Here is a 26,125-nt window from a genome sequence, read left to right on the forward strand (position 1 = left end):
AACGCCTGCGTGACACAGCACGTCTCACCGAGTAGCACTGTGAAGCAACTTCTTTACGGTGATTTTCGACCGTCTGGCGACGGTAGCTACCAAACATCTTCGCCGTTCACGGTTGCAGATCGATGATACTTTCATGACAAATCGGCTCTCTTCTACGATTTCAAAACTCCGCAAATTGCGGCGGATGCCGTTTACGGAAATGGCAAGCCGTCTCGGTGATGCGCGCCGCCTCCGCTGTGAACGTCGGGTATGGCGGCGTGGCGAGGTGGCACCGCTGTTCACGCAGGCATCGTTGTTTGATGGACCTGACATCCTCTCCGCCTGCCGGGAATTGGTTCCTGGTTGTCAGTCGTCGGAATTCGCAGACGCTCAGCGGTTGAATCCTACTCGCTGCTCGCGGATGAAGGGCGATGCCGTGCGGATTGCCAACGAGATTAACTCGGCCCGATGGAGCATGTTGGGACATGACTTCGATCTGCGCGGTGAAGTCGATTGGCACCAGGATCCCAGAAGTGAGTTTCAGTGGGATCGTGCGTTCTACGGGGATCTCACTTTTGCAGGGCGTGATGTCAAGTACGTTTGGGAATTGGGCCGGCACCAATATCTCGCCGATCTATCACGCGGTGGGCTGATGAGTGAAAATGACCTGCAATCAGTGCGTGCCGAGACACTGCTGCTCGATTGGATCGCGAACAACCCGTTGTACGAAGGCGTTCACTGGACGAGTGCGTTGGAAGTTGCCATGCGGGCAATTTCGTGGGTATGGACCCTGTCCGCATTGAGCGATCGACTGGATTCCTGCGAAGATTCAATGCGGATGATCGCTAATAGTCTGGCCGATCATGCGACGTATCTCGAACATCACTTTTCGTACTTTTCGAGTCCGTTCAACCATTTGATTGGCGAAGCGACGGGGTTGTATCTGATCGGCTGCGTGCTGCGTCAACATGAACGCAGTGGTCAGTGGCGTCGGTTGGCTCGCCGAGTTCTCAACGAGCATGGGCCCCGGCAGTTCTACGCCGATGGCGTCGGCGTCGAACAAGCGATGGGGTATCAGTTCTACACGTTGGGATTCCTCAGCCTGTCCATCATGGCGGCTCGGAATGAATCGGATCCGCTCCCGGAATTGGAGCAAGTAGCCCACGACGGTTTTCAAGCTGCGGCGGCGTTCCGGAAACCGGATGGTCGGTGGCCGCCGTTTGGTGATCTGGATTCGGCCCGTGCCATGCCGGTCTACCATCGTGACTATTGGCAATTTGGATCGTTGTGTTCCCTCGCCGCGGTGATGTTTAACGACCCGCAACTCGCATTCGATGACGAACCGGGCGAGGAGCTTTATTGGCTGCTTGGCAACGATGGTTGGCGGCAATGGGATGAACTATCGAAAATCGCTTCGGTCGAGAATGCCGTTGCTCGACAACATGTCATGTCGGATTCCGGTTATGTGATCGCCGCGGACAAGGACGACTGGATGTTGTTTGATGCGGGGCCGATCGCAGGAGGCTTGCATGCGGACTCGACGCCGTCGGTTGCCCACGGTCACGCCGATACGTTGCAAGTGCTGTACTGGATGAATGGTAGCGACGTCCTGAGTGATTCCGGCATGCCATTTTACGTAGGTGCCGCCGGTTACGCGGACTACTTTCGCAGTCCTGCAGCGCACAATACCCTCGAGGTGTCCGGCGCAGCCTTGGCGAAAGTTGCGGGACAGTTGGCGTGGTCCAATGTTGCCACCAAGCCATCCTTGTCAGCGAGATTGAACGATCGCGTCTGGCTCGCCCGGGGCAGGATCACGACCGATGACGTCGTCATCGGTCGGTACGTCCTGGCAATACCGGGTAGCGGCATGTGGGTGACCGATTGCATCGAATCGAAAACGAAGCGAGACGTTTCCTGGTATTGGCAACTTGGTGCGAAAAATTTCCAGGTTTCGCAGGATGAGTCGCTTCGCTTTGATGGCGAGCAAGGTTTCACGGTCCAGATGTGGTCGGAGGCCGCGTTGAAAGACTGGGAATTGTCCGCTGCCAATCTCGCCTCCCCTGTCGGTTGGGAGGCAACCGGTTATGGTGTCCGGCACCCCGGCAGCCGTTTGCGGCTCAGTATCCCATGTGAAGGACAATTGCTAATGACAACGTATATCGGGCGAACCGCGTCACCCTGCCGACTGGATCGAGTCTCCGTCGGTGGTCAGCTGGTGACGTGCGCTCACGATGACGTACGCTCGGACGCAATCGATACTGCTGACGCGGAGATCGCGTGGACGGTTTCGACTGCGGATGGACGGCGAGACTACCTCGCAGGTGTTGCCCCGAACAAACTGGATCGGCTGCCAAATAGCCGCGTCGTATCAGGCGAAGGCGATTGGCCCGTGTTCTGCGTTGATGTAGCAGCAAATGGGAAAGCGGGCAGCGATGAGACGTGTATCGTGAAGGGAAGTGCTTCGTGAACGATGCTAAACCCGAAACGCACAGCGAGGAAGTGTCCTCTGCGAAGCGGCGCGTGGTGGTGATGAGCGGCGGCAGCTTTCCATCTAAAAATCAGCCCGTGCACGGTGTGTTTGTCAAGGAACGCGTTAAATTCGTGGCGCAGTCAGGCGTCGATACTCGTGTCGTGGCACCGGTCCCCTATTTCCCACCGATCAAGCGTTTTAAACGCTGGTACCCATGGTCTCAAGTTCCGCGACATGAAATAGTCGATGGGCTTGAGGTCATCCGCCCGCGATATTTGTTGTTGCCGAAGGTGGGCGGCTATTATCATCCCCGGCTAATGTACGGTGCCGCGTGCCGCGCGATGCAGCGGTTAAAACCGGAGTTCGATTTTGACTTGATCGACGCCCACTTTGCGTACCCCAATGGGGTTGCTGCGGTTCGTTTGGGTAAGCGATTCGACAAACCGGTAGTCATCACGGGCCGGGGGGAGGATATCGCCCGGTTTCCTGATCTGCCGGTGATTGGTCCACAAGTTCGCCGAGCAATTTGCGAAGCGACACGTTTGATTGCCGTTAGTCAGGAGATCGCGGATCGGATGGCGTCCTTCGGTGCGAAGCCCGCTCACATCACCGTTATCGCCAACGGTGTCGACACGCAGAAATTTTGTCCGGTTCCCATGGCCGAAGCGCGTCGGAAGCTCAAACTTCCAAGCGACAGACGATTGATTCTCGCCTGTGGTTACCGACTAGAGTTAAAAGGGTTCCATTTACTGGTCGACGCTTTACCCGCGATCCGTGAGCGGTTTCCTGATGCAATGGTTGCGATCGTTGGTGGCCAAGCACGTTGGGCTGCGGACTTTCTTCCGACAATCAACGAACGAATTCTTGCAAACCAATTGGAAGACCACGTTCTGATCGCGGGCAATCGTCCGCAAGACGAACTGAGGTATTGGTACAGCGCGGCCGATGTGTTGAGCATCAACTCTTCGCGTGAAGGCTCACCAAACGTTCTGATGGAGGCACTCGCATGTGGGCTGCCCGCGGTGGCGACGCCCGTGGGCGGAATTCCGCCGCTGTTAGCGGAAGATCCGGCACTGGGGCGTGTCCTCGCGGAACGATCGTCCGAGGCGGCAGCGGCTGGTCTTATCGAAACACTCTCAGAGACGCCGGATCGCGCGAAGATTCGCGCACACATCAAACAGAAGAGCTGGCACAAAACGGCGGCGAGCGTCCGCGATGTATTTGAGCAGGCAATTGAAGACCACCAACGAACGAAAAAGGGCTGAGAATTGAAACAGATCTTCATGCAAAAAAATGCGCTTCGGCGAGCTGCGGTTCAGACTGAAGAAGTGCCGATTCCTCGCTGCACGGATAACACGGTGCTGATCGCCAATCGTCACTCACTGATTAGCGCTGGTACCGAAACCGCAGCGGTTGGCAGCACCAAGGGCGACATGATTAAGAAAGCCCTCAAGGATCCTGATATCCGTCAGAGTGTCGTCGATATGTTGGTGCAAGATGGGGTGAGTAAAACGAAAGATCGTGTTCAATTTGAAATGACAAAGTGGACACCATTGGGTTACAGCGGTGCCGGTATTGCCATTGAAGTTGGCAGTCAGATAGACGGAATTGCACCTGGAGATCTCGTTGCCTATGGAGGCGAACACCATGCCGAATACATTCGCGCCCCCAAGAATCTGTGTGTTCGTGTCCCTGATGGCGTGACAACGCGCGAAGCCGCATTCGTTACCGTGGGCAGCATCGCCATGCAAGCCGTCCGTCGCGCGGAGATACAGGTAGGCGATACCGTAGCGGTCATTGGGCTCGGTCTGGTCGGTCAGTTGGTTACGCAACTGCTCAACGCCTCAGGCGCACGCGTTTTTGGCAGCGACGTGATGGAGTCACGTCTGCAGCTCGGCAAAAAATCAGGATTGGAAGATGCGGTACACGCTAGCCAAGATTTTGTGGACTTGGTTCTTAGGCGAACTGGTGGTGTTGGAGTCGACCGTGTTATCGTCTGTGCGGGAAATACGACCCGAGATATTCTGCAACAGGCAGTTTCCATGTCTCGTGAACGGGGGAGATTGGTGATTGTCGGTGGCGGTACGCTGGATGCACCACGCGATGAGTTCTACATGAAGGAACTCGACCTCCTAATCAGTCGTTCCTACGGACCGGGGCGATACGACAAACGCTATGAAGAGCAAGGGAATGACTATCCGATCAGCTATGTACGTTGGACAGAGAATCGGAACATGCAAGAGTTTGTGCGTCTGATTCAAGTTGGCAAGCTGGACATGAAGCCACTGATCACGCACGAATTTGGCGTCGCGGAGGCCGAGCAAGGCTATGACTTATTGATGAATGATCCGAACAGTTGTTTGGGTATCTTGCTTGAGTACGACGCGTCGACCCAGCCGCACCGACGCCCCGTTCCCCTCACTATCCCACCGGTTGTGCCAGCGGCAGCTTCTCGTCCACAACTAGGGGTAATCGGCTGTGGTGCTTTTGCTCAACAATTTCATCTACCCAATCTCAGAAAAAGCGATCGGATCTCATTTCACACTTTGACAGCATCGACTGCTCAGAGTGCCAAGGAAATGGGGCTGCGATTCGGTGCAGCAAATTGCTCCACCGATACTCAGCAGATGCTCAGCGATCCTGATATTGACGGGGTGATGGTGTTCACGCGTGACAAGTCACATGCGTCGCTTTGTGCCGATGCATTGAGAGCGGACAAGCACGTGTTCTGCGAAAAACCCTTGGCCACGACGCTCGAGGAATGCGAGATATTGACCGCTGTCGCTGAGCAGAGCGAGCGTGTGTGCATGACCGGATTCAATCGGCGATTCTCGCCCATGCTGCAGAAGATGCATGAAGTTGTATCACCGCTGCCAGGACCAAAAATGATGCACTTTCGTGTGAATGCTGGTTCGATACCTAGTGACAATTGGGTCTATGATACTGCATATAGCGAAGGACGTATCATTGGCGAGGCGTGCCACTTTGTTGACTTGTTTCGTTGGTTCACAGGTTGTGAAGCAATTAAAGTTTCCGCTTTTGGGATCGGCGAGTGCCCGACATCACAGCGGGTCGAAAATCTTTCGATTGCAATTGAGTTTTCTGATGGATCACTCGGTAATCTGCTCTATACCGCCGTTGGGTCAAAACTAACGGGGAAGGAACGTATGGAAGTCTTCTGCGACGGTACGTCTGCTGTGATGGAGGACTATCGCCAGCTAACCGTACGTGGAGTGTCACGCATCGATGAAAAGGTACGCCGCCCCGACAAGGGCCACGACCTTGAGTTCAAACACTTTGTCGATGTTGTGACTGGCAAAAAGAAACCTCAAATCACTTACATTGATGGAATCGAAGCGACTCGAATCTGCGTCGCAATCTTAGATAGCGTTCGCTCTGGGCATCCCACCTCAGTGTAAACGACGTCCACAACAGAATTACATTATCGATAGCAGAATTGGCCCACTCCCTCATTCCTCCCCCTCAGAATCGGTTCGCTAGTGGTGGCTTTCCACAAAAGCGAAGAGAAGCTCTCATGAAGATTCTACATGTACTCAATCATTCGGTGCCACAGACAGACGGTTACTGTGTGCGAAGCCAAAATATCGTGCGTTATCAAGCATTGATGGGATGGACGCCATCGATTGTAACGTCCTGTCGCCACGTGCCATTTGCAAACGGCCTAATCGAAGAAATCGAAGGGATCACGTATTACCGTACCTCCGAAAAGCCCGGTCGCATTCCTGTTTTGCGTGATCTTCAATCCGTTCGGTTCATGTCAGAAAAGGTTTTTCAAGTGGCAGCGGCGGAAAAGCCAGATATTATCCATGCCCACTCCCCGTGCCTCTGGGGGCGATCAGCACAGATTGCTGCAAGGCGCTTGGGAATACCATTTGTGTATGAGGTGCGTGGCATTTGGGAAGAAGGATTGATTGACCAAGGACGCTGCACGCGGTGGTCGCCGAAATACCAAGTCAGTCGAAAATTGGAAACAATTGTCGCTAGCACTGCAGATGCGTTGGTCGTTATCTCTGATACGCTGCGTGCCGAATTCATTAAACGAGGCGTCAATTCTGATCGGATTTTTGTGGTGCCAAATGGAGTGAGTCCACTTCAGTTTCCTCCAATACCTCGCAATGAATGTCTCTCTCATTCGCTTGGTCTTCAAGACAACTTATGCTTTGGCTACATCGGTTCACTATATCCCTGGGAAGGAGTCGATTGCATGGTTAGGGCAATGCCGAAAGTCAGAGCAGCGATCCCAAATTCGCTGCTCGTCATCGTCGGACAGGGCGAGGAAACGGAGCGATTGCGGACCCTCGTCGATGAGTTAGGGTGTGGGGAGTACGTCAAGTTGGTAGGGCATGTACCGCACTCGAGAGTCTCTGACTACTACTCAATCACAGATATACTAGTGTATCCGCGTCGACGTACTCGGCAAACTGAACTCGTTACACCGCTCAAACCCCTCGAAGCGTTGTGCATGAAGAAGGCGATTATCGCTTCCGATGTTGGAGGAATTCGAGAACTACTAGGTGAGTCAGGAACTTACTTCCGAGCCGACGATCCAGACGATCTTGCCGAGGTTTGTATTGCACTTGGGCGTGATTCTGCAGAGCGGGAACGATTATCGATCGACGGGCATGACTACGTGGTCAAAATGCGTGATTGGCAAGACGTCATTCGAAGCTACCAAACAGTTTACGGGCAGGTTGTAGACACAAGTCTACGGAGTGGGCGGGAGCCGATCTTCTGAGCGACATCATTTCGTCGTGAACCAACATCGGGTTGATTCCGGGGAGGCTGCGTAAACGTGGAGTTTACGGGGAATCGCCGAGCAACCTTTGCGTAAGAAAACGTTCAATCGAGTGGAATTACATGTGCGGAATTGCCGGAATAATCTATCGAAATAGCCAGCCAGCGTCAGAAGACGTCTCGAGAGCTATGTGCCGACAGATCGTCCACCGTGGACCTGATGATGAAGGGCATTATGTCGACGGCAGTCTTGCGATGGGAATGCGCCGACTTGCGGTTATCGATCTTTTCTGCGGCAAGCAACCGATTTTCAACGAAGATGGATCGATAACTGTCGTCTTCAATGGTGAAATATTTAACTATCGGGAACTTCGCGACGAGCTGGAATCACTTGGTCATCATTTCGCGACGCAGACTGATACAGAAGTATTGGTCCACGGATACGAAGCCTGGGGGAGCGCATTACCTGAACGACTTAACGGGATGTTCGCCTTTAGCCTTTGGGATGCGAGCAAGAAAAGGTTGGTGTTGGCACGCGATCACGTTGGGATTAAACCCTTGTATCTTTACCAGGACCAAGAAAAATTCGCTTGGGCGTCGGAGATCAAGTCTATCCTGGCAATTCCTGGATTTCAGCGACAAGTTGACGAACTCGCAATGTTCGACTTTTTACGCTTTGGCTATGTTCCTGCGCCACGAACGATGTTCAAAGGAATCTGCAAAGTAGACCCTGCAACCGTTCTAGTTATTGAAGACGGGCAAATCAAGTCATCGCGTTATTGGGACGCCCTTTACCAGATCGCGGATACGAACCATCGCGACATTAGGAGCTATCAGGAAGAATTGCACGAGCTTATTAAAGATTCCGTACAGAGACAACTGATGAGCGACGTTCCGCTCGGCGCATTTTTGTCTGGCGGACTCGATTCGTCATCGATTGTTGCGACAATGAGTGAATTAGGCGTTGGTCACATCGCTACCTACGCCATCGGTTTTGGCGCCGAAGATGCATATCACAGTGAACTTGTTAAGGCGAAGGCGGTTGCAAAGCAGTTTGACACCGAGCATCACGAGATTATGGTTGAGCCTGACATCGCTGAAATGATGAAACCGCTCATTTGGCATCTGGATGAACCGTTCACGGACACATCCTTTTTGGTGACCTACATGGTCAGCAAACTCGCGAGAGAAACCGTGACGGTCATCCTTTCTGGCATGGGAGGAGATGAGATATTTGCGGGCTATCGGAGGTATTTGGGATCGGATTTCCAACGATACGTCAACCTCATTCCCGGACCGGTTCGTCGACACGTATTGCAGCCGGCACTAAATCGATTGCCTGTTGATCGCGGTTCGAAAATTAAATCTCTATTTCGATACGCAAGGAGATTTGTCGATCAGGCTGATCTCCCAGAAGCCGAGCGATACCAAGGCTATGTCAGTGTTTTCAACGAGTCTCAGCGAAGCCAACTAATGACTCCTGAATTTGCAGACAGAGAAGAACATCATAATGCTGAACATGTCGCAGAGTTCTACAACGCCGCACCAACGACAGTTCCGCTGAATCGAATGCTATACGCGGACTTGCACACAAGCTTAGTCGATAGCTTGCTGACGTTTACTGATAAGATGACGATGGCTGTTTCGCTGGAAGCACGTGTGCCTCTACTGGACCGCCGGATAATTGAATTTGCAAACACTATTCCACCAAGCATGAAACTAAAGGGCGCTTCAGGAATGAAGCGTGTGCTGAAGGAGGCAATGCGAGATCGACTACCAAAGTCCATCATCGAGCAGAGGAAACAGGGGTTCGGCACTCCGGTCAGTCGCTGGTTACGGGGCAGTCTACGCCCCATGGTGGAAGATTTACTGTCTCCACAACGAATTGAGGCAAGGGGTTATTTCCGCTACGATGCAATCCGGCAGTTGATTGACGAGCATTTGCACCAACGTGAGGATAACTCTGAGCACTTGATGGCATTGATAACACTGGAATTGTGGCACCAAGTCTTTATAGATCAAACCGCATGAGACTATCACCAAAGTTTCCGCCTGTTTTGTTCGGTGGCGTGCTACACCTCTGGCATTCTACGTGGGTGGCTATTGCAGCAGGTGTTCCGTGTCGCTAACACTATCGGCGATTTTCGCTGTGTCCTCGGGACTTTTCGTTTTTGCGCACTGTGGATATGCGCCGTTCGTTTTCTTGCTCTCTCGCCTGAAAAAGCCGCTGCAGGCCGGTTCGGCGCTTCCTTCCGCATCGCTTATTGTTAGCGCGTACAATGAAGTAGGAGTAATTCGCGAGAAACTCGAGAATGCTCTCGCTCTTGACTACCCACCCGACCTTCTTGAAATTATCGTAATATCTGATGCTTCGGATGACGGTACTGACGAGGTCGTTAGTCAGTACGTTGGCAAGAACGTGCGACTCTGTCGACAAGAGGAACGTTTGGGTAAATCCGCCGGTTTGACTCAGTATTGTCCAGAAGCTCAAGGTGACATTCTCGTTTTTACCGATGCCAACTCAATGTTTCATCCCGGTGCAATCAAAAAACTTTTACGGCACTTTGACGACGTCAAGGTGGGTTTCAGTGTTGGAGCGCAACGCTATGACAATACCGCTGCAGGAGCGTCCGCAGAAAGTGAAAATGTGTACTGGAATCTTGAACTGCTATTAAAGCAGTGGGAGAGTCGCCTTAGCAGCGTCGTTGGAGGAGACGGAGCGATTTATGCGTTGCGTAAGGAACTATTTGAGCCATTGGCGGCCGTGGACATTAACGACTTCTTACTTCCCCTCAAAGTTGTCGCCAAAGGATATCGCGGAGTCTTTGATCCGGAAGCGATATGTTACGAGGACACCGCGCCGGATTTCCGGGGGGAGTTCCGACGGAAATACCGGATTGTCAATCGCAGTCTGCGAGCGGTGTTGAAGGTGCCCCAGGCTTTCAATCCATTTCGTGTGGGGTGGTTTTCCTTTCAACTCATCTCACATAAAGTCCTGCGGTGGTTCAGTCCTTTGTTCTTAATGGTGATGCTCGTGTCGAACGCGTGCTTGGCCGTGTCGGAGTGGACGACGCAGGGGGCTCCCGGACCGTTCGGAGTGATGTTAGGGTTGCAGTTTTGCGGCTATCTCGCTGCGGCTCTCTACCTGGTTCCGCCACTGCGATCGATTCGCGTGATCTACATTGCCTATTACTTTTTCCTGATTAATTGCGCAGCCGCCGTGGGGATTGGATTGTTGCTGACTGGACGCACGATTGGAGTGTGGAAGCCGCAGCGATAATGCTTGAAACGCTCTTCTTCTTATCGGCGCTCTTGCTCGTTTACGCGTATGCCCTCTATCCGGCGGCGAGCGTATTGCGTCCCCTGCCAAGATCGAACACGCGATCCGATCAACTGTTACCGATCTCCGTACTCGTTCCGGCGCATAACGAAGCCTCGGTGATCTCGGCGAAAATCGAGAATTTTCGACAACTCGACTATCCTCCTACATTGATTGAGTTGGTGGTTGCTGACGATGGCAGCACCGACGGCACGGCGGATCTCGTCGCTACGCAGTGCGACGGACGCATCCGTCTGATCGGTAACAGCGGGCGTGGTGGCAAAGCGGCCGCGATGAATCGCCTGGTCGCCGCGGCGCAGCATCCCGTTTTACTGTTCACCGACGCCAACGTCATGCTGCATCCTTCCGCAGTGCGGAGGATGGTTGATCATTTTGACAGCGAGGATGTCGGGGCCGTCACTGGCGAAGTTTGCTTGGAAGGCAGCGACGATGCATTTCGCCCCGGTGAGTCACTGTATTATTCGTTGGAGCGGCGGATTCAGGGTGCGGAATCACGCATCGGAAGCGTGATGGGGGTCGATGGCGGCATGTACGTCATGCAGGCCTCGCTATTTGAATCATTGCCCGTCGATACCATCCTGGATGACTTCTTGGCGTCGATGAACGTGCTGCGATCGGGTCGGCGAATCGTCTATGAGAGCGCCGCAAAGGCAACGGAGAGCGGCACGCCGACGGCGCGACAAGAATTTTCACGCCGCGTTCGGATCGCCGCTGGCGCGGTCCAGTTACTTAGACGAGGTTACGTGCCGCGATGGAACCAGCCCATGCTATGGTTCCAGTTCTTCTCACACAAATTATTGCGTTGGTTCTCGCCGGTGTTGTTTGTGGTGCTCTTGGTTAGCAATATCGCATTGTTAACTCGGCACGTGTGGTATGCCATTCCACTGGCAGTTCAATTATTCGGCTATGTCGCACTAATTGCCGTCTACTCGATACCGAGCTTGCGCCGATCGCAGCTCGGAGGTGTGCTGTATTATTTCGGCATCAGCCAGTGGGGGATTGCAGTGGGGTTGGTTCGTGGGATTTTAAATCGACAGCCGCCTCAATGGGAAAAAGGACAACGGGTGGAAGACCGGAAGAATGGGGAGAGACCCGTATGAGTTTTCGTGCTATCCCGGTAATATTGAAGGGGCATCCTGCAGACGAGTGCGCGGAGTGCAGCGAAAGTTTTTTGCAGGCAGAGCGTTCGCATCCAGTGATCTTTCCAGGATGAGTCCTCGACGAACGGATGTTCGCCGGGGACCGGCAACGCCATTGGTGTACCTTCGACCGGGATATCCCTTGCCCAGTTGCACTTCTGCAGAGCTTGACTTCGTTTCGCCTGACAGTCACATTCTAGCCTTGTCAATTCGGAACGAGCGGAGAGACAGTGGCCGAACGCTCCGCGGTCGGAATGATCGACCGCGGAGCGTTCGACCACAATCTCAGACAGTCGTTCCCCGCTCGTTCCTTAGCTACCACGAACAAATCATTGGATACGTGAGGCATGCGTAAAAACCTCCGGTGCAGGCTTCGGTCAGATGAATCAGTGAAGGAGCATTCGGCGAGTCAATTCTCACCGAGGGTTTACCGCAGCTTTTGCAGGTACGAATGATGTCGCCCTCCGGGCTGCTGCTCTACGTGTGGAACCGAACACCTGTGGCTCATGCCGTCGGCGGTTCCTATCTCGCCCTCTCGGCTGAGGGAGGTTTCCGATGAAGCATATTGCGGTAATCGGCATGGGATATGTCGGCTGCGTCACGGCCACCTGTCTCGCCCGGGACGGGCACACCGTGGTGGGAGTCGAGCGAGATCGCGGCAAAGTGGCTGCGATCAATGCTGGGCAGTCGCCCGTGCGTGAACCTGGGTTGGGCGAACTGCTCGCCCAACAGGTGAGTGCTGGCCGATTATCCGCAACGACGGACGTCGCCGCAGCGGTACGCCGAGCCAGTCTAGTAATGATTGCAGTCGGTACCCCATCGAATACCGACGGTAGTGTTGACGCTGCTCACGTGCAGCGTGTGGTCGAGGAAGTGGGCGCGGTACTGCGAGGCACGCAGCACGTATCAACCCTCATCGTTCGCTCGACTTTACTGCCTGGGATACTGGAGGCGTGCCTGGCTCCCGCCTTGGAAAGCAGAGCCGGCGAACCGCTGGGACAGCGAATTTTTCTCTGCAACCATCCCGAGTTCCTTCGCGAGACGACCGCCATTTCGGACTACGATCATCCACCATTCATCATCGTGGGGTCGACCGATTCCGATGTCGCGCGGTCGGTATTGGAGTTGTATCGAGACATCGCTGCCGAACACATCATCACCGACACCCGCTCCGCGGCAATGATCAAGTACACTTGTAATGCGTTCCACGCGGTCAAGGTCGCCTTTGCCAACGAGATTGGTACGCTCGCCAAGTCACTTCACGCGGACGGACAGGAAGTCATGCGGATCGCGTGCCGGGATACTCAGTTAAATATTTCGCCGGCCTATTTGCGTCCTGGGTTCGCATTTGGAGGTTCTTGTTTGCCCAAAGACGTTCGGGCCCTGGTGAGATATGCGGAACGCGAGGCGATTCATACGGGGCTGCTGGGTTCGATTTTGCCGTCCAACCAAGCTCACATCGAGCGTGCGCTGGCCATGATTGCGCAGTCGGGTGCACGACGAATTGGCATTGTCGGGTTGAGTTTTAAAGCGGGGACGGATGATCTACGGGAGAGCCCACAAGTCAAACTTGCCGAGACACTGTTGGGTCGAGGCTACGACCTACTGATTTTCGATCCCGACGTGCGAGTGGAGGGGTTGGTGGGAGCGAACCTCAGTTTTATCGATCACCATCTGCCGCATTTGGCGAAACTGCTGATTGAAGATGAGCAGCAGCTATTCCACCACTCGGAGCTGCTAATTCTTGCTACTGGTGTCGCTGATAAAATTGCGTGGGCGGGCTCGGGTTGCACGATGATCGATTTACGCAAAGATTTGGTCGTGCCTTCGTGCGATGGATATCGCGGGACGTCGTAAGCCGGGGCTGCTCGATCTTGGGTGCCGACCCTCGCTTTCGGCATCGTCTTTTTATTCTGAATCACGAAACGAGAAGGCAAGTGAATGTGCCACCAACTGAAACACCACTCTAGTCAAACACACGCATGACAAGTCTCGTTGTATCGATTGATACCGAAGAGGAAGGGTTGTGGGGGGGCGGCTATTTGACGCATCCGACAACTAAAAATCTAAAGGGCCTGCCTCGCTTCCAACAGTTCTGCGAGGATCGAGGAGTCATTCCGACCTATCTGATCGATGCGCCGGTTGTGCAAGATGACTGGGCTGTTGAACAATTGCAACAATGGCAGGAGACTGAGATGTGCGAGGTTGGTTCGCACTGTCATCCATGGTGCAATCCGCCACTGGACGGGCTGCCCATTGATCCTCGTTCGACGTTCATGTGTAATTTGGACGCGCAGTCACAACGTCGAAAACTCGAATGGTTGACTGACGAGATCGAGTTCCGGGTCGGCCGGCGTCCAACTTCGTTTCGTGCTGGGCGCTACGGTCTGGACAGCGTCGGTGCCAATGTGCTGGCTGACCTCGGGTACATTGTGGACTCCAGCGTACTGCCGTTTCGGAGTTACGCGGGCGAGGGAGGTCCCGACTTCCGAGATGCGCCACTGCATCCATATCGTATCAGTCGGTCCAACCTCCTGGAATTTGAACCCGCTGGCCGCCTGATAGAAATCCCCGTGACGTCAGGGTTCACTCGATCGGGTTTTCAATCTCGCGATCGTTGGCGGCGCTGGCTCATTGAGACACCGCTGCGAAAGTTGCGTCTAGCCGGAATCGCCGATCGATTGGACGTGCTCCGCTCGGTTAAACTCAGTCCTGAGCAATCGACCGTTCGCGATGCCAAGCGTCTTGTCGATGCGTCAATCCGGGAAGGTGCCACAACGTTGGTGCTGATGTTCCATAGCAGTTCGCTACTACCCGGGTTTTCACCCTACGTGAAGTCATCAGCCGACCTCGAGGCATTTTATGCATGGCTGGGCGAGGTGTTTGCTCATTGTCTGGAAAGACGAGATTGCCAATCCATTTCTCTTACGAATATGGCGAACGGCGTGGAGGCAAGTGGTACCTGAGGTGAATCGCCTATCCGAGTAGCTACAATCGTGAGCAGGTGGATACCACCGTCTGGGGACGGTAGCTACGTTCGCGAGAACGTGGATCGCACCATCCAAGCGACGGTAGCTACTTTTGCTGCGAAGCGTATGATTGTCATGCTGTCAGACCAATCCATTTCGTTTCGAGCCGATATCGACAAGCCATGAATACGATGCACATCACCCAAGATGATGTCAACCAATTTGCCCAGTGGTCAGGCGATTGCAATCCGATACACGTCAATCCGGACGCGGCCAAGAAGTCATCGTTCGGGGGCACGATCGCTCACGGCGCGCTGACGACGATCGAGGCCCTCCGCTGCCTCCCCACTGAAATCGCTCACGGTCGCGTAATCGAGGGGCTCGATATCGAGTTTCGCGGCGAGGTCCGGCCGGGCCGGAACTACCCGGTCGAGTGCTCGGAGGGAAACGAGACGTCGACGGTCGTGACGGTCACCGACGGGCAGACGACGCGCATGACGGTGACGGTCTCATGGACGAATGGGCCCACGGTACCGGCGACTGCCGCGGTGGTTGCCTGGATTGATGCGGCGCTGCAAGCGGGCGATCCCAGTTCTGGGGACGACGCTCCCGTGGCCTGGCAGCCCCACGATTTCGAGGCGGGGGCGTGTCACTACGGTCGACATCGATTTGGCCACCACTCCGCGGCCGATTCGTCGCTGACCACCACCCAGGAAAAAGTACTCGGGCTAGGTAGCTTCATCGTCGGCATGAAAGCCCCTGGGCTGTCCTCGCTGTTCACGCGTCTGAGCATTGACTTTGCTGCGGCTGCCGCTGAGGATTGTGGCGATGAGGTGGCGTATCGGTTGACGTTCCAGGACTATGAACCGCATTTTCGTTTGCTCGAAACGGAGTTGGAGATCGCCTCGGTCAGCGGCGAGTTGATTGCCACGGCTCGGGTCCAGAGTTACGTCCGGTTTCCGCAGGCGGATCCGGACCCCGCCGGATACGTCGGTGAGTTGACACCGCCAGCGCGTGAACTGGCGGGCAAAGTGGCGTTGGTGTGTGGCGCCAGCCGTGGTTTGGGGGCCGAATTGGCCGCGGCCTTGGGGGCGGCGAAGTGCAAGGTCTATCTGGCCTGCCGGCATCCCAACGACACGACGCGGGCACTCGTCGAGCGGATCGATGCCCTGGGTGGCACGGCCGTGATCGTCGCTGGCGACGTTGGTGACGCCCAGTGGTGCGAGCGCACCAAGTCCGAAATTCTCGCCGCGGACGGTCGCCTCGATCTGCTGTTTTTGAACGCTTGCGCGGCACCTCGCTTCGGTGGTGTCGCAGGCGATACCGAGGCGGACTCGTTTTCCTACATCGCCGAAAATCTCGCCCTGTCGAAGATTCCGCTGGCGAGTTTCCTGTCATCCATTGCGGATGTCTCCGGAACGGTTGTGGCGATTTCGTCCTCGTTTGTGGATGAGTGCCCGGCGGGATTCGCTGACTACATCGGCGTGAAGATGGCCGTGGAAGGGCTCGTCAAGACGGCCGCTCGGGAGCATCCGAAGACACATTTCCTGATCGCTCGACCCCCGAAACTGCGCACCAGTTGGAACGATACGCCGACCAGTGCGATGGGGGCGATCCCCACAGCGGTCGCCGCGGCCCGCATCATCAACACCCTCGCGAGTCCCGATGATCGCACGCCTGTGGAGGTGCTCGATTCGTTTCCCTTCACCGAACCGGCGATCCGGCAGGTCACTGCTCAACCGGATCAAAGCGTCGTGCTCTGCTCGACGTTCACGCTCGATCCCATTGGCAATGGCTTGCAGCGTTGGTCGGCCGAATTGGATCTGCACCTCGGTATCGAGTTCGCGCCCTATGCGCAGGTGCTCCAACAGTGCCTCGATCCTGTTAGTCTCATGTCGCGCAGCTCCGACGGGGCCGTGATCCTGCTCCGCGTCAGCGATTGGTTGCGCGAGTGGAATTTGGATGACGCGGACGTAGGCGACGTGGAACGCCGGTTACGTGCGGCTGCCCAGGAGCACATCGACGCCATCAAAACACACCGATCCTTCGCCGCCGGTCCGACCTTGCTGCTGATCTGCCCGGGGACCGTTAGCGACTACCTGCCTGAGTCGCTGCTGTACGAAATCGAACATCAGCTGCGAGATTCGCTGCGTGAGATACCGGGGTTGACCTTGATCGAGACGCGTGATTGCCACGCCCTCTTTGAGATCGATGGCACGCAAAATATTTTCGACGAGTTGCGCGACGAGATTGCCCACATCCCCTATCAGGACGCCTATTACTTCTTCCTCTCGGCACTGATCGCTCGCTTCGTCCATCGCCAGAACGCACCGACCAAGAAAGTCGTGGTGCTGGACTGCGATAACACCCTGTGGGGCGGCGTCGTTGGGGAAGTTGGTCCAGCAGGGGTGCAGTTGGAGGATGTGCATCACGCATTGCACCGGCGACTGCTGCAATTGGCCGATAGCGGCATGCTGTTGTGTTTGTGCAGCAAGAACGAAGAGCATGATGTCTGGTCCGTATTTGACCAGCGTTCTGATTTTGGAATCCCGCGCGAGCAAATCGTGGCGGCCGCCGTGAATTGGTTACCTAAGAGCCAGAACATCCAAGCCTTGGCGTCGCGTCTGAATCTCGGTTTGGATAGTTTTATCTTCCTCGACGATAACCCGGTGGAGTGCGCCGAGGTGCGCAGCGGGTGTCCGAGTGTGCTGACGATCCAGTGGCCGACGGACGCCGCATCGGCCACCAAGCTACTGGATCATTTTTGGGAGCTGGAGGCCCGGGGCGCGACCGCGGAAGACAAACGGCGGACGCAGTTATACCGCGAGGAGTTCTCTCGCCAGGACTCGTTGCAGAGTGCGGGGAATTTCCAAGAGTTCATCGATTCGCTCGATCTGAACATCGATATTCAAACGCTATCGGATGCGGACCTGGCGCGCGCCTCGCAACTCACCCTGCGCACCAATCAATTCAACTTCACCACCCTGCGGCGCAGTGAAGCCGAATTGCAGGCGTTGATGGCCGACCCGAACGTTGTCTGTCAAACGGTGCGGGTGCGCGATCGGTTTGGCGACTATGGGTTGGTCGGGTTCTTGATCGGGACCGCGCAGGATGATGCTCTGCTCGTCGACACGTTCCTGTTGAGTTGCCGTGTGCTGGGGCGGGGCGTCGAGCACCACATGGCAGCCAACTTCGGCAAAATCGCCTGCGACCGGGGTCTCGCGTCGGTGAATTGGCGGCATGTTCCGACCGATCGAAACACACCCGCTCGATCCTTTCTGGGGCTCGTCGCCGACGCGCAACCGCCCGAGGATGCCGGGGGTGTTTGGGAATGCTGCACGGATGCGGAGAAGCTTTCCAGTTTCCACTTTCAAGCCGCACAGGCAGACGCCCCCACGGCCGATCCCAAACCGGACGCGTCACCCACCGCCAAGCAATCGCCGACACTTTCGACCCGGGATCGAGAGCGTCAAATTGAACGCATCGCCCAATCGCTTGCTACCTACGGACAGTTGGAGATTGCCTGCGGTGGCGAGCTCACCACCGCTGAGGCCACCCCCGCGAATCTCGACGAGATTGTCGAGCAGGTCACCACCACATTCGCCAAGGCTCTCCGGCGGTCCACTGGCGAGATCGCTCACATCGACCGGCTGGAGGCCCTCGGCTGTGATTCGCTGCGGATTGTGGAGATCACGGTTGCGTTGAGTAAACAGTATCCTTGGCTACCCAAAACGCTGTTATTTGAGCACCGCAGCGTTTCCGAAATCATCGCCGCGATTACCGAGGTCGCGTCCGGTCAGGCCACACGCCAGCTCGCGGGCAGGCCCGCGCTCCATGAACCTCGCCCAAGTGCTGCGGAGATCGGCGACATCGCCATTGTTGGGATCGGAGTTCGGTGTGCCGGTGCTGATTCGGCCGCGGAGCTCTGGTCGATGCTGACCGAGGGACGCAGTGCGGTCGTACGCGTACCGGTCCGTCGCGATTCGTCCGTGGGCACGCTGCAGGATGAACGCGATCATTTTGCGGGATTGGTGGCGGGTGCCGCTAACTTTGACGCTGAATTTTTTGGCGTGTCGCCGCGTGAAGCGGAGTACATGGATCCGCAGTTGCGAATCGTGCTGGAGAACGCTTGGCATGCGTTGGAGGATGCAGGCGGTCTGGGCGATCAATTTGATGTGGCAACGGGTGTCTTCGTCGGGGTGATGTATTCCAGCTACGGTCGGTTTGCCAATGCCGTCGCGACCCAGACGGGGAGCCTCTATCGCTGTTGGGAAGGATTCAGTTTGGCCAACCGCCTGTCGCAGGTGTTGGGGGCCAGCGGGCCGAGTCTGTCGATCGATACGGCGTGTTCGTCCTCGGCGACGGCGTTGCACTACGCGTGCCGGTCGCTCGCCGATGGCGATTGCTCGACCGCCGTGGTCAGCGGCGTGAATTTGATCGTCGACCCGAACCGGCTGGTCCAGCTCGGCCGGCTCGGCATTTTGTCGCCTTCGGGTCGCTGCGTGCCCTTCGGTGACGATGCCGATGGAACCGTGATGGGGGAAGGTGCCGTTTCCGTGGTGTTGCGGCCACTCGCTGAGGCCCAGCGCCGCGGCGATCGAGTTTATGCGGTGATCAAGGGCACGGGGATTAGCTCGGGTGCCGGTTCGGTCGGATTCACCGCTCCCAACCCGACTGCCCAAGCGATCGCAACGCGGCGAGCCATTGTCGCTGCAGGTGTCGATCCGCGCACCATCGGTTACATCGAAACGCATGGCACAGGCACGGAGTTGGGGGATCCGATCGAGGTCCGCGGCCTGGAAATGGCTTATTGCGACCCACGGCTACGGCATCCCGACCTGCAGGTCCGCCATCAGTGCACGATTGGATCGATCAAGCCCAACATTGGCCATATCGAGGCGGGTGCGGGGTTGATGGGTTTGATCAAGGCGGCCTTGCAGTTGCATCATCGGACGCTGGTGCCGAGTTTGACCTCGGAGGCCCCCAACCCTCAGATTCCCTTCCCTGAGCTACCATTCGACATTCAGCGGCAACGATCCCCATGGGCGTCACTCGAGGCGACTCGAGCAGGGCTCAAAATGGAGCTACCGCGACGAGCGGGGGTGAACTCATTTGGCGTCGGAGGCTCGAATGTGCATGTGATTTTGGAGGAGTGCGATTCGCCCACGGCACGCGAGGAAGCTGATGTCGAACGCGGTGCGCACCTCCTCACCCTGTCAGCGAAGTCCGCGGCCGGGCTGCGGCGGCAAGCCCCCGCGTGGCGGGCGCCGCTGACGATGCTCGATTCCCGGGCGGTTGGCGATGCCTGCTATAGCGCGAACGTCGGCCGCCAACATCATCGCACCCGCGCGGCCGTGGTGATCTCCCCCGAGCACGATGTGTCGGGGCAACTCCAACGTATCGCCGCTGGGTTGCCGGTTCCCGATCGCATGTCGTCCCCTGCCGACGACGTGATTGCGAGCCCCCGCATCGCGTTTCTGTTTACGGGACAGGGCGCTCAATATCCGACGATGATGCAAAATCTGTATCAACAGAGCCCAGTGTTTCGTGCCGCTTTTGACGAGTGCGCCGAAGGACTCGATACGCATCTGACGAAACCGCTGCATGAGGTCGTTTTTTCCGGCAGTATCGCGGATCGCGACCACGCCATTGATCGAACCGAATTCACGCAGCCGGCATTGTTCACGATTCAATACTCGCTATGGCAGCTATGGAAATCGTGGGGCATCGAGGCGGATGTCATGCTCGGACATAGTATCGGAGAGGTGGCGGCGTACTGTGCGGCGGGTGGTTGCTCGCTGCAGGACGCGTTGCAGTTGGTGGCCGCGCGAGGCCGACTGATGCAATCGTTGCCCGCTGGCGGTGCGATGGCGTCGGTCGGGTTGGACTACGACCAGGCGCAGCAGGCAATCGCTGGGAAAGGCCACCTGATCTCGATCGCAGCGATCAACGGGCCCACGCAAACGGTGATTTCGGGCGCCGTCGATGCGGTCAACCAAACCGTTGAGGAGCTTAACGCGAACGGGGTCAAGACGACGCGTTTATCGGTTTCGCATGCATTCCATTCCGCCCTGATGGAGCCGATGTTGGACGAGTTTGAGGGCGTGCTGCGCGGGCTCACCCTGGGGACACCGCAGACGTCGATGGTCAGCTCGGCGACCGGCAGGATCATCACCGATGAGATGGCCACGCCGGACTACTGGTTGGATCAAGCACGCAACCCGGTGCGGTTTGTCGAGTCGATGGACACCCTTAACGCGCAGAACGTTACCCATTACATCGAACTGGGGCCTCACCCGGTGATGTTGGGCATGGGACGTGGGTGTTTACCCGCTTCCGACGCGGCGTGGCTGCCGAGTGCCCGGCGTGGGGCCGACGACGGGTCGATCATCCTGGAAAGCCTCGGCCGTTTGTACGTCGACGGAGTGGATGTTGATTGGGCGGCCTTCGATGCGCCCTACTCGCGACACCGTGCCACGATACCGGGTTATCAATTCGATCCACAGCGGATGTGGCTCGAAGAGCTCGAAAACGAGCATGCAGGCGATGTTCTCGGCATGGTTTCGCAGCGTGAAACGGCGCCCGCGAGGACCCCAGAGAGCTTGACCTACCAGCTCGATTGGCAATCGCTGCCACGGACGTTTTCACCTCGCGATGCTGATCTCGGCACGTGGTTGGTCCTGGCCGATGATGCCGCCGCCGCCCATGAGGTCGCCGCCGCGCTGGCGACCCTCGGTGTGCGCTGCGTGAGGGCCGTCGTGGCCGTCCCTCATCAAGATGATTCGTCAGATCACGGGGCCCACGCTCCCGAGGTGAATGACGCGGCAGAACTGGTCGTCTGCTCATCGCAGGCAGAGTTGTCTGCGTTGATCCATGAATATCGTGAGACGTTGCAGCGGATCGTCTATGTGGATTCGTCACCAACGGGCGATCCTGACGCGAAACCGGATCCGTACCAACGCAGCGCTCACTGCGTGTTTCAGCTCTCGCAAGCCATTGCGGCAGCCGACGACGCTCAGCTTCCGCCGCGTAGTTTTTGGGTGGTCAGTCGCCATGCGATCTCCGTCGACACGGCCGATGCCGCTGCGATCCGGCTCAGTTCGTCGCCCCTGTGGGGATTCTCGCGGGTGGCCGTCCTCGAATACAGCTCGTGGTGGGGCGGGATTGTCGATCTCGATGGGCAGGGGGGGATGGCACACATCGATCGCTTGGTCGACGAGATACGAGACCCCTGCGACGATGACCAGATTGCGTGGCGGGCTGAGCAGCGGTTCGTGCCGCGACTCCGTCATCGCCCAGCGACTCCGAATGTGCCCCATGGCGAGGTGAATTCAATCTCCACGCTCGAGCATGGGATCGTGCTGGTGACCGGAGGTCTCGGCGGTATCGGACTGCAAATGGCAGACTGGCTTGCCGATCAAGACGCGAAAAGTTTGCTGCTATGCAGTCGCTCGGGGACCCTCTCGGCGGCAGCGGAAACGACGATCGAGCGTCTTCGTCAACGCGGTGTGCAGGTAACGGTTGTCGCGGCCGACGTTTCAACACCCGCGGGAATCGATGCCTGCCGTGCGGCAATTTCCGAGCAACCTCTGATCGGGATCGTGCATGCCGCGGGGGTCGACCTGCGGCGGCCCATCGCCGAAACCTGCTATGCGGATGTGGAACGTCTGTTGGCGGCGAAGGTGAACGGGGCGTGGCTGTTACAGGAAGCCTTTGCAGAGCAGCCCTTGCAGTTCTTTGTATGCGTGTCCTCGATTGCCGCCGTTTGGGGTTCCGCCGATCGAAGTTTGTATGCCGCGGGAAATTCATTTCTCGATGCGTTTGCCCACTATCGTCGCAGCAGCGGCCAGCCCGCTCTGTCAGTCGATTTCGGACCATGGCAGGGTGCGGGCATGGCCGATGAAGCCGCGCTCGCCGAGTTGGCCCGAATCGGAAATTTCGGGTTGGATGCTAACGCTGCCTTGCAGCAGGTCTCCGATCTCCTCGCCCAGAACGCGATCCAGGCTGTCGTCGCCGACGTCGACTGGACTCGCTTTCGACCGATTTTCGAATCACGCCGCCCCAAACCACTGCTGTCTGAATTGGGGCACCTAACGAGATCGAGTGACGATGCCGAAAAGGTGCCGACCGGTTCGGGCTATCCCTGGGTTGCGCGACTGGAGGGGTTGCCGGAAGACGAGCGAAACCTCCAGCTAGCCGACCTGCTGAAAACAGAAGTCGCACGCTTGCTGCGTATCAAGGATCCGCAGTCGATCGCACTCGATGGCCCGTTGTTCGATCTCGGCATGGATTCGTTGACGTCGGCGGAGCTCGTGATCGGGTTACGCAAACAAACGGGAGTCAGTAGCTCGACGCATCTACTGGCAAATCCAACGATCCGAGCCATTGCCACGACCTTGATGGGTGCGATCCGGTTTGCAGATACCTCGAATACCGATTCGACGGCACGACCGGGGACCACGAACCGCGCCGAGGGCCGCGAAACGTGGATCTCACAACTAGCGGGCACCGACGAGGATCGGACTGAAAGCTTGGTCGCACTTCTTGCGCAAGAGCTCTCCCGCACGTTGGGACGGAAATCGAGCAGTGATCTTTCGGCAACCCAGCCGCTTACCGATCTGGGGCTCGATTCGCTCGGGGCGGTCGAGTTCGCCAATCGGATTCGAGATCGACTGCAACTCACCCAAGCACCTCGCGTGCTCGATTTTCCCCATCTGCGCGCCCTAGCCGCGCATCTCGTCCAGGGCATCCCCGCAGCGGCAGTATCCGAGATCATTGGTTACAGCGCGGCCGTCGAACCCGCGTTGTCCGACTTCCTCACCCAGGCATTCCCCGATCGTCGTCGGGACCTCGTCATGCCGCGTTGGAAATGGATGTTTCTCGAATCCGCCCAACGATTGGGTGTGGATCCGCAAGTATGGTTGTTCCAAGACGGCGACAAAATCGTCGGACATCATGGCGCCCAACTCGTTCGATTCCAGATCCGCGGTAAACAGTCCACCACGGCTTGGTTAATTGAAACGATGGTGCTGGAGTCACACCGCGACCGTGGGGTCGGAACCCGGCTGGTGATTCAGTCGTTGGAGGATATGCCCTTCAACCTCTCGTTGGGGCAAACCGAAAACATGCGTGCGATCCTCGAAAATCTAGGCTGGAAACGAGTCGCGCCGCTACAGACCTATTTGCTGGCGATCAATCCAGGGCGGGTTCTCAAAGGGAAACTACACCCGGCCGCGATTCCTGCGGCCTCCGCTTGGATGCGCCTGCGCGGCAAGGCGCGTCGAATGCTCAGTCCTGCGTCATCTGCACCCGCGACGGTTCGTCAGATCGATCGCTTCGATGGACGCCATGACCGGTTGTGGGAGAAGGTTTCGGGGTGTTATGGATGTGCGACCGTACGTGACGCGTCGTTCTTAAACTGGAAGTACGTTGATCAGCCGGGACAGTCCTTTAGGCGTCTGGAAATCCTAGTCGACGGTGAACTCGTCGCCTGTGTCGTTCTCTTAATCGCGGAACCCGCACCTCCTTACCACTATCGCCGCGCATTCATCGTCGACCTGATCGTGTCAACCCATCTTCGTCAACTGCAGACCACGATTCACAAGACGGTGGAGTACTGCCAATCGATCGGCGTCGACGCAATCACCATGCACGTGATCAACGAGCAGATTGAACAGACGCTGGAATCCTACGGATTCTTGAAGCGGCCATCGACACGGCAGTTACTCGTTGCGATGGATGAAGCGGTGGATCAGCAGAAGTTGCTAGAGCCATCCCAATGGCTGATCACCCAAGGCGATTCCGACATCGATCGGCCGTGACGGTAAACGTTTGCTCAACCACGAAATACACGAAAGCAAATACTGTCGCTCGGCTCTCCGGGCCGAAAGCGTTAAACCTGTTTTGAAAATTCTCTTTCTCCAAAAACGCCCCCTGTTCCCCGCGAATACTGGCGGCAAAATTCGCACGCTCAATGTGGTTCAACATCTGGCGAAGTGGCATCAGTTGACATACCTGTGCAATGTGCTGAACGAGGAAGAGCCGTATCTCGATCAGATGCGAGATCTGGGAGTTGACATGATTGCGATTCCCTGGAAGGAAGCGGCTCGAGACTCGTGGCAATTTTATGCCGGATTGGTTGGTAATCTGTTTTCGCGATACCCGTTCAGCGTCAATAAAGATTTCGACCGACGAATTCGTGGGCAAGTGAAAGAAATCTTAGCGGACCAAGATTACGATCTTCTGATTTGCGATTTCATCCAGATGGCGCGCAACGTTGAAGGTTTCGATAGCGTCCCTCGATTGCTGTTCCAGCATAACGTCGAGGCAATGATTTACCGGAGGTTGGCTGACAACGAAGTGAACAGGGCCAAACGCTGGTTCATCCGTAGTCAACAGAGGAAGATGGAAGCGTTCGAAGCTCGCGAGGGGCGAACATTCGACCGTGTCGTCGCTGTTAGCCACCAAGACAAGCAGGCATTTGCGGATGAATATGGATGGCAACACGTGGATGTAATCGATACCGCAGTTGATACGGACTATTTTTATCCGCTGGATCAGCCGAAGGTTGATGGACGACTCGTCTTTGTCGGCTCGATGGATTGGCTGCCGAATCAAGAGGGGATATTGCGATTTGTAAAAGAGATTTTGCCTCAAATCCAAACGCGACATCCGGGTGTGACGCTGGAGATCGTAGGCCGGAACCCATCGGGCGCGATCAAGCGATTGGAACGTTGCACCGGAGTCAGCGTGAGCGGCACGGTCGACGATGTACGCCCCTACCTATCAAGGGCGCAGCTCTGTATCGTTCCGCTTTACTCAGGTGGCGGAACGAGGCTGAAAATTTTCGAAGCGATGGCATCCGGGACGGCCGTGGTCAGCACGACGCTCGGTGCTGATGGACTGAACATCACCGACGGGGAACACTGGCTCCGTGCCGATTCCAGTGTGGCGTTCTCAGACGCGGTTTGCCGGTTGTTAGAAGATCCACTTGACAGAACACGCATCACGCATGCTGCATTGACGCATGTACGCGAACACTTCAGCAGCGAAGCGATAGCAAGGCAGTTTGAAACGATCTGCCAGTCGCTCAGCAGCAAACGATGATTTAACCAAGTTGCTGCGTTTGCCAGAGAGTGGATTCCACCGTCGGGCGTCGGGCGTCGGGCGTCGGGCGTCGGGTGGCATCTTTCAATCGATAGGCACCAGGCTCCATCGTTACCTATCAATCAGTACTGGAAATGCAATTTGCATCGCAACATCGGTGCCGTTGGCTTGTCCGGCAATTCTTCAATACGATGTCAATGTCATGAGAACTCTTTTATATATGGTGTTTGCATTTCCTGTTCTCTTTATCTACTTTCACCCCATTTATTTGCTGATTTCGCATGATCTGCTGTGGGTGAAATTCACCGGCGAAAAGGCTCCCGCAAGTCTGTTGTCTCGCCGATTCGCGACTGACCCCGCGTTTCGA

Annotated in this window: 11 protein-coding genes; all 11 read left to right on the plus strand. The window is 56.5% G+C overall.

What is annotated here, in order from left to right; translation table 11 throughout:
* The first annotated feature begins 199 nt into the window (after positions 1-199).
* On the plus strand, positions 200-2,446 hold the full coding sequence (locus SH410x_RS10255) for a heparinase II/III domain-containing protein (RefSeq protein WP_473676412.1): 2,247 nt from the start codon (positions 200-202) through the stop codon (positions 2,444-2,446).
* Entirely contained in the window at positions 2,443-3,714 is a 1,272-nt protein-coding gene (locus SH410x_RS10260) for a glycosyltransferase (RefSeq protein ID WP_473676413.1), read from the plus strand. Before SH410x_RS10255 ends, SH410x_RS10260 begins: the two co-directional genes overlap by 4 nt.
* Positions 3,715-3,732: 18 nt before the next feature.
* Positions 3,733-5,868: a bi-domain-containing oxidoreductase gene (locus SH410x_RS10265; protein WP_473676414.1), complete on the plus strand. Its 2,136-nt coding sequence runs from the start codon at positions 3,733-3,735 to the stop codon at positions 5,866-5,868.
* 116 nt (positions 5,869-5,984) lie between these two features.
* Positions 5,985-7,205, plus strand: a complete 1,221-nt coding sequence (locus tag SH410x_RS10270) for a glycosyltransferase (RefSeq protein ID WP_473676415.1) — start codon at positions 5,985-5,987, stop codon at positions 7,203-7,205.
* 122 nt (positions 7,206-7,327) lie between these two features.
* Positions 7,328-9,235 carry an asparagine synthase (glutamine-hydrolyzing) gene (gene asnB / locus SH410x_RS10275; RefSeq protein ID WP_473676416.1) on the plus strand — a complete coding sequence of 636 codons (1,908 nt, stop codon included), beginning with the start codon at positions 7,328-7,330 and terminating at the stop codon, positions 9,233-9,235.
* A gap of 88 nt (positions 9,236-9,323) precedes the next feature.
* A complete protein-coding gene (locus tag SH410x_RS10280; RefSeq protein ID WP_473676417.1) occupies positions 9,324-10,484 on the plus strand; it encodes a glycosyltransferase family 2 protein in 1,161 nt (386 codons plus the stop codon).
* Positions 10,484-11,644 carry a glycosyltransferase family 2 protein gene (locus tag SH410x_RS10285; RefSeq protein ID WP_473676418.1) on the plus strand — a complete coding sequence of 387 codons (1,161 nt, stop codon included), beginning with the start codon at positions 10,484-10,486 and terminating at the stop codon, positions 11,642-11,644. Before SH410x_RS10280 ends, SH410x_RS10285 begins: the two co-directional genes overlap by 1 nt.
* A gap of 594 nt (positions 11,645-12,238) precedes the next feature.
* Positions 12,239-13,540, plus strand: coding sequence for a nucleotide sugar dehydrogenase (locus SH410x_RS10290; RefSeq protein ID WP_473676419.1), 1,302 nt, complete (start codon positions 12,239-12,241; stop codon positions 13,538-13,540).
* 125 nt (positions 13,541-13,665) lie between these two features.
* Positions 13,666-14,649: a polysaccharide deacetylase family protein gene (locus SH410x_RS10295; protein WP_473676420.1), complete on the plus strand. Its 984-nt coding sequence runs from the start codon at positions 13,666-13,668 to the stop codon at positions 14,647-14,649.
* Positions 14,650-14,834: 185 nt separating this feature from the next.
* Positions 14,835-24,473, plus strand: coding sequence for an SDR family NAD(P)-dependent oxidoreductase (locus SH410x_RS10300; protein ID WP_473676421.1), 9,639 nt, complete (start codon positions 14,835-14,837; stop codon positions 24,471-24,473).
* Positions 24,474-24,555: 82 nt separating this feature from the next.
* Entirely contained in the window at positions 24,556-25,758 is a 1,203-nt protein-coding gene (locus SH410x_RS10305) for a glycosyltransferase (RefSeq protein ID WP_473676422.1), read from the plus strand.
* Positions 25,759-26,125 lie beyond the last annotated feature (367 nt).

The sequence above is a fragment of the Rhodopirellula sp. SH410 genome, from assembly GCF_055811895.1.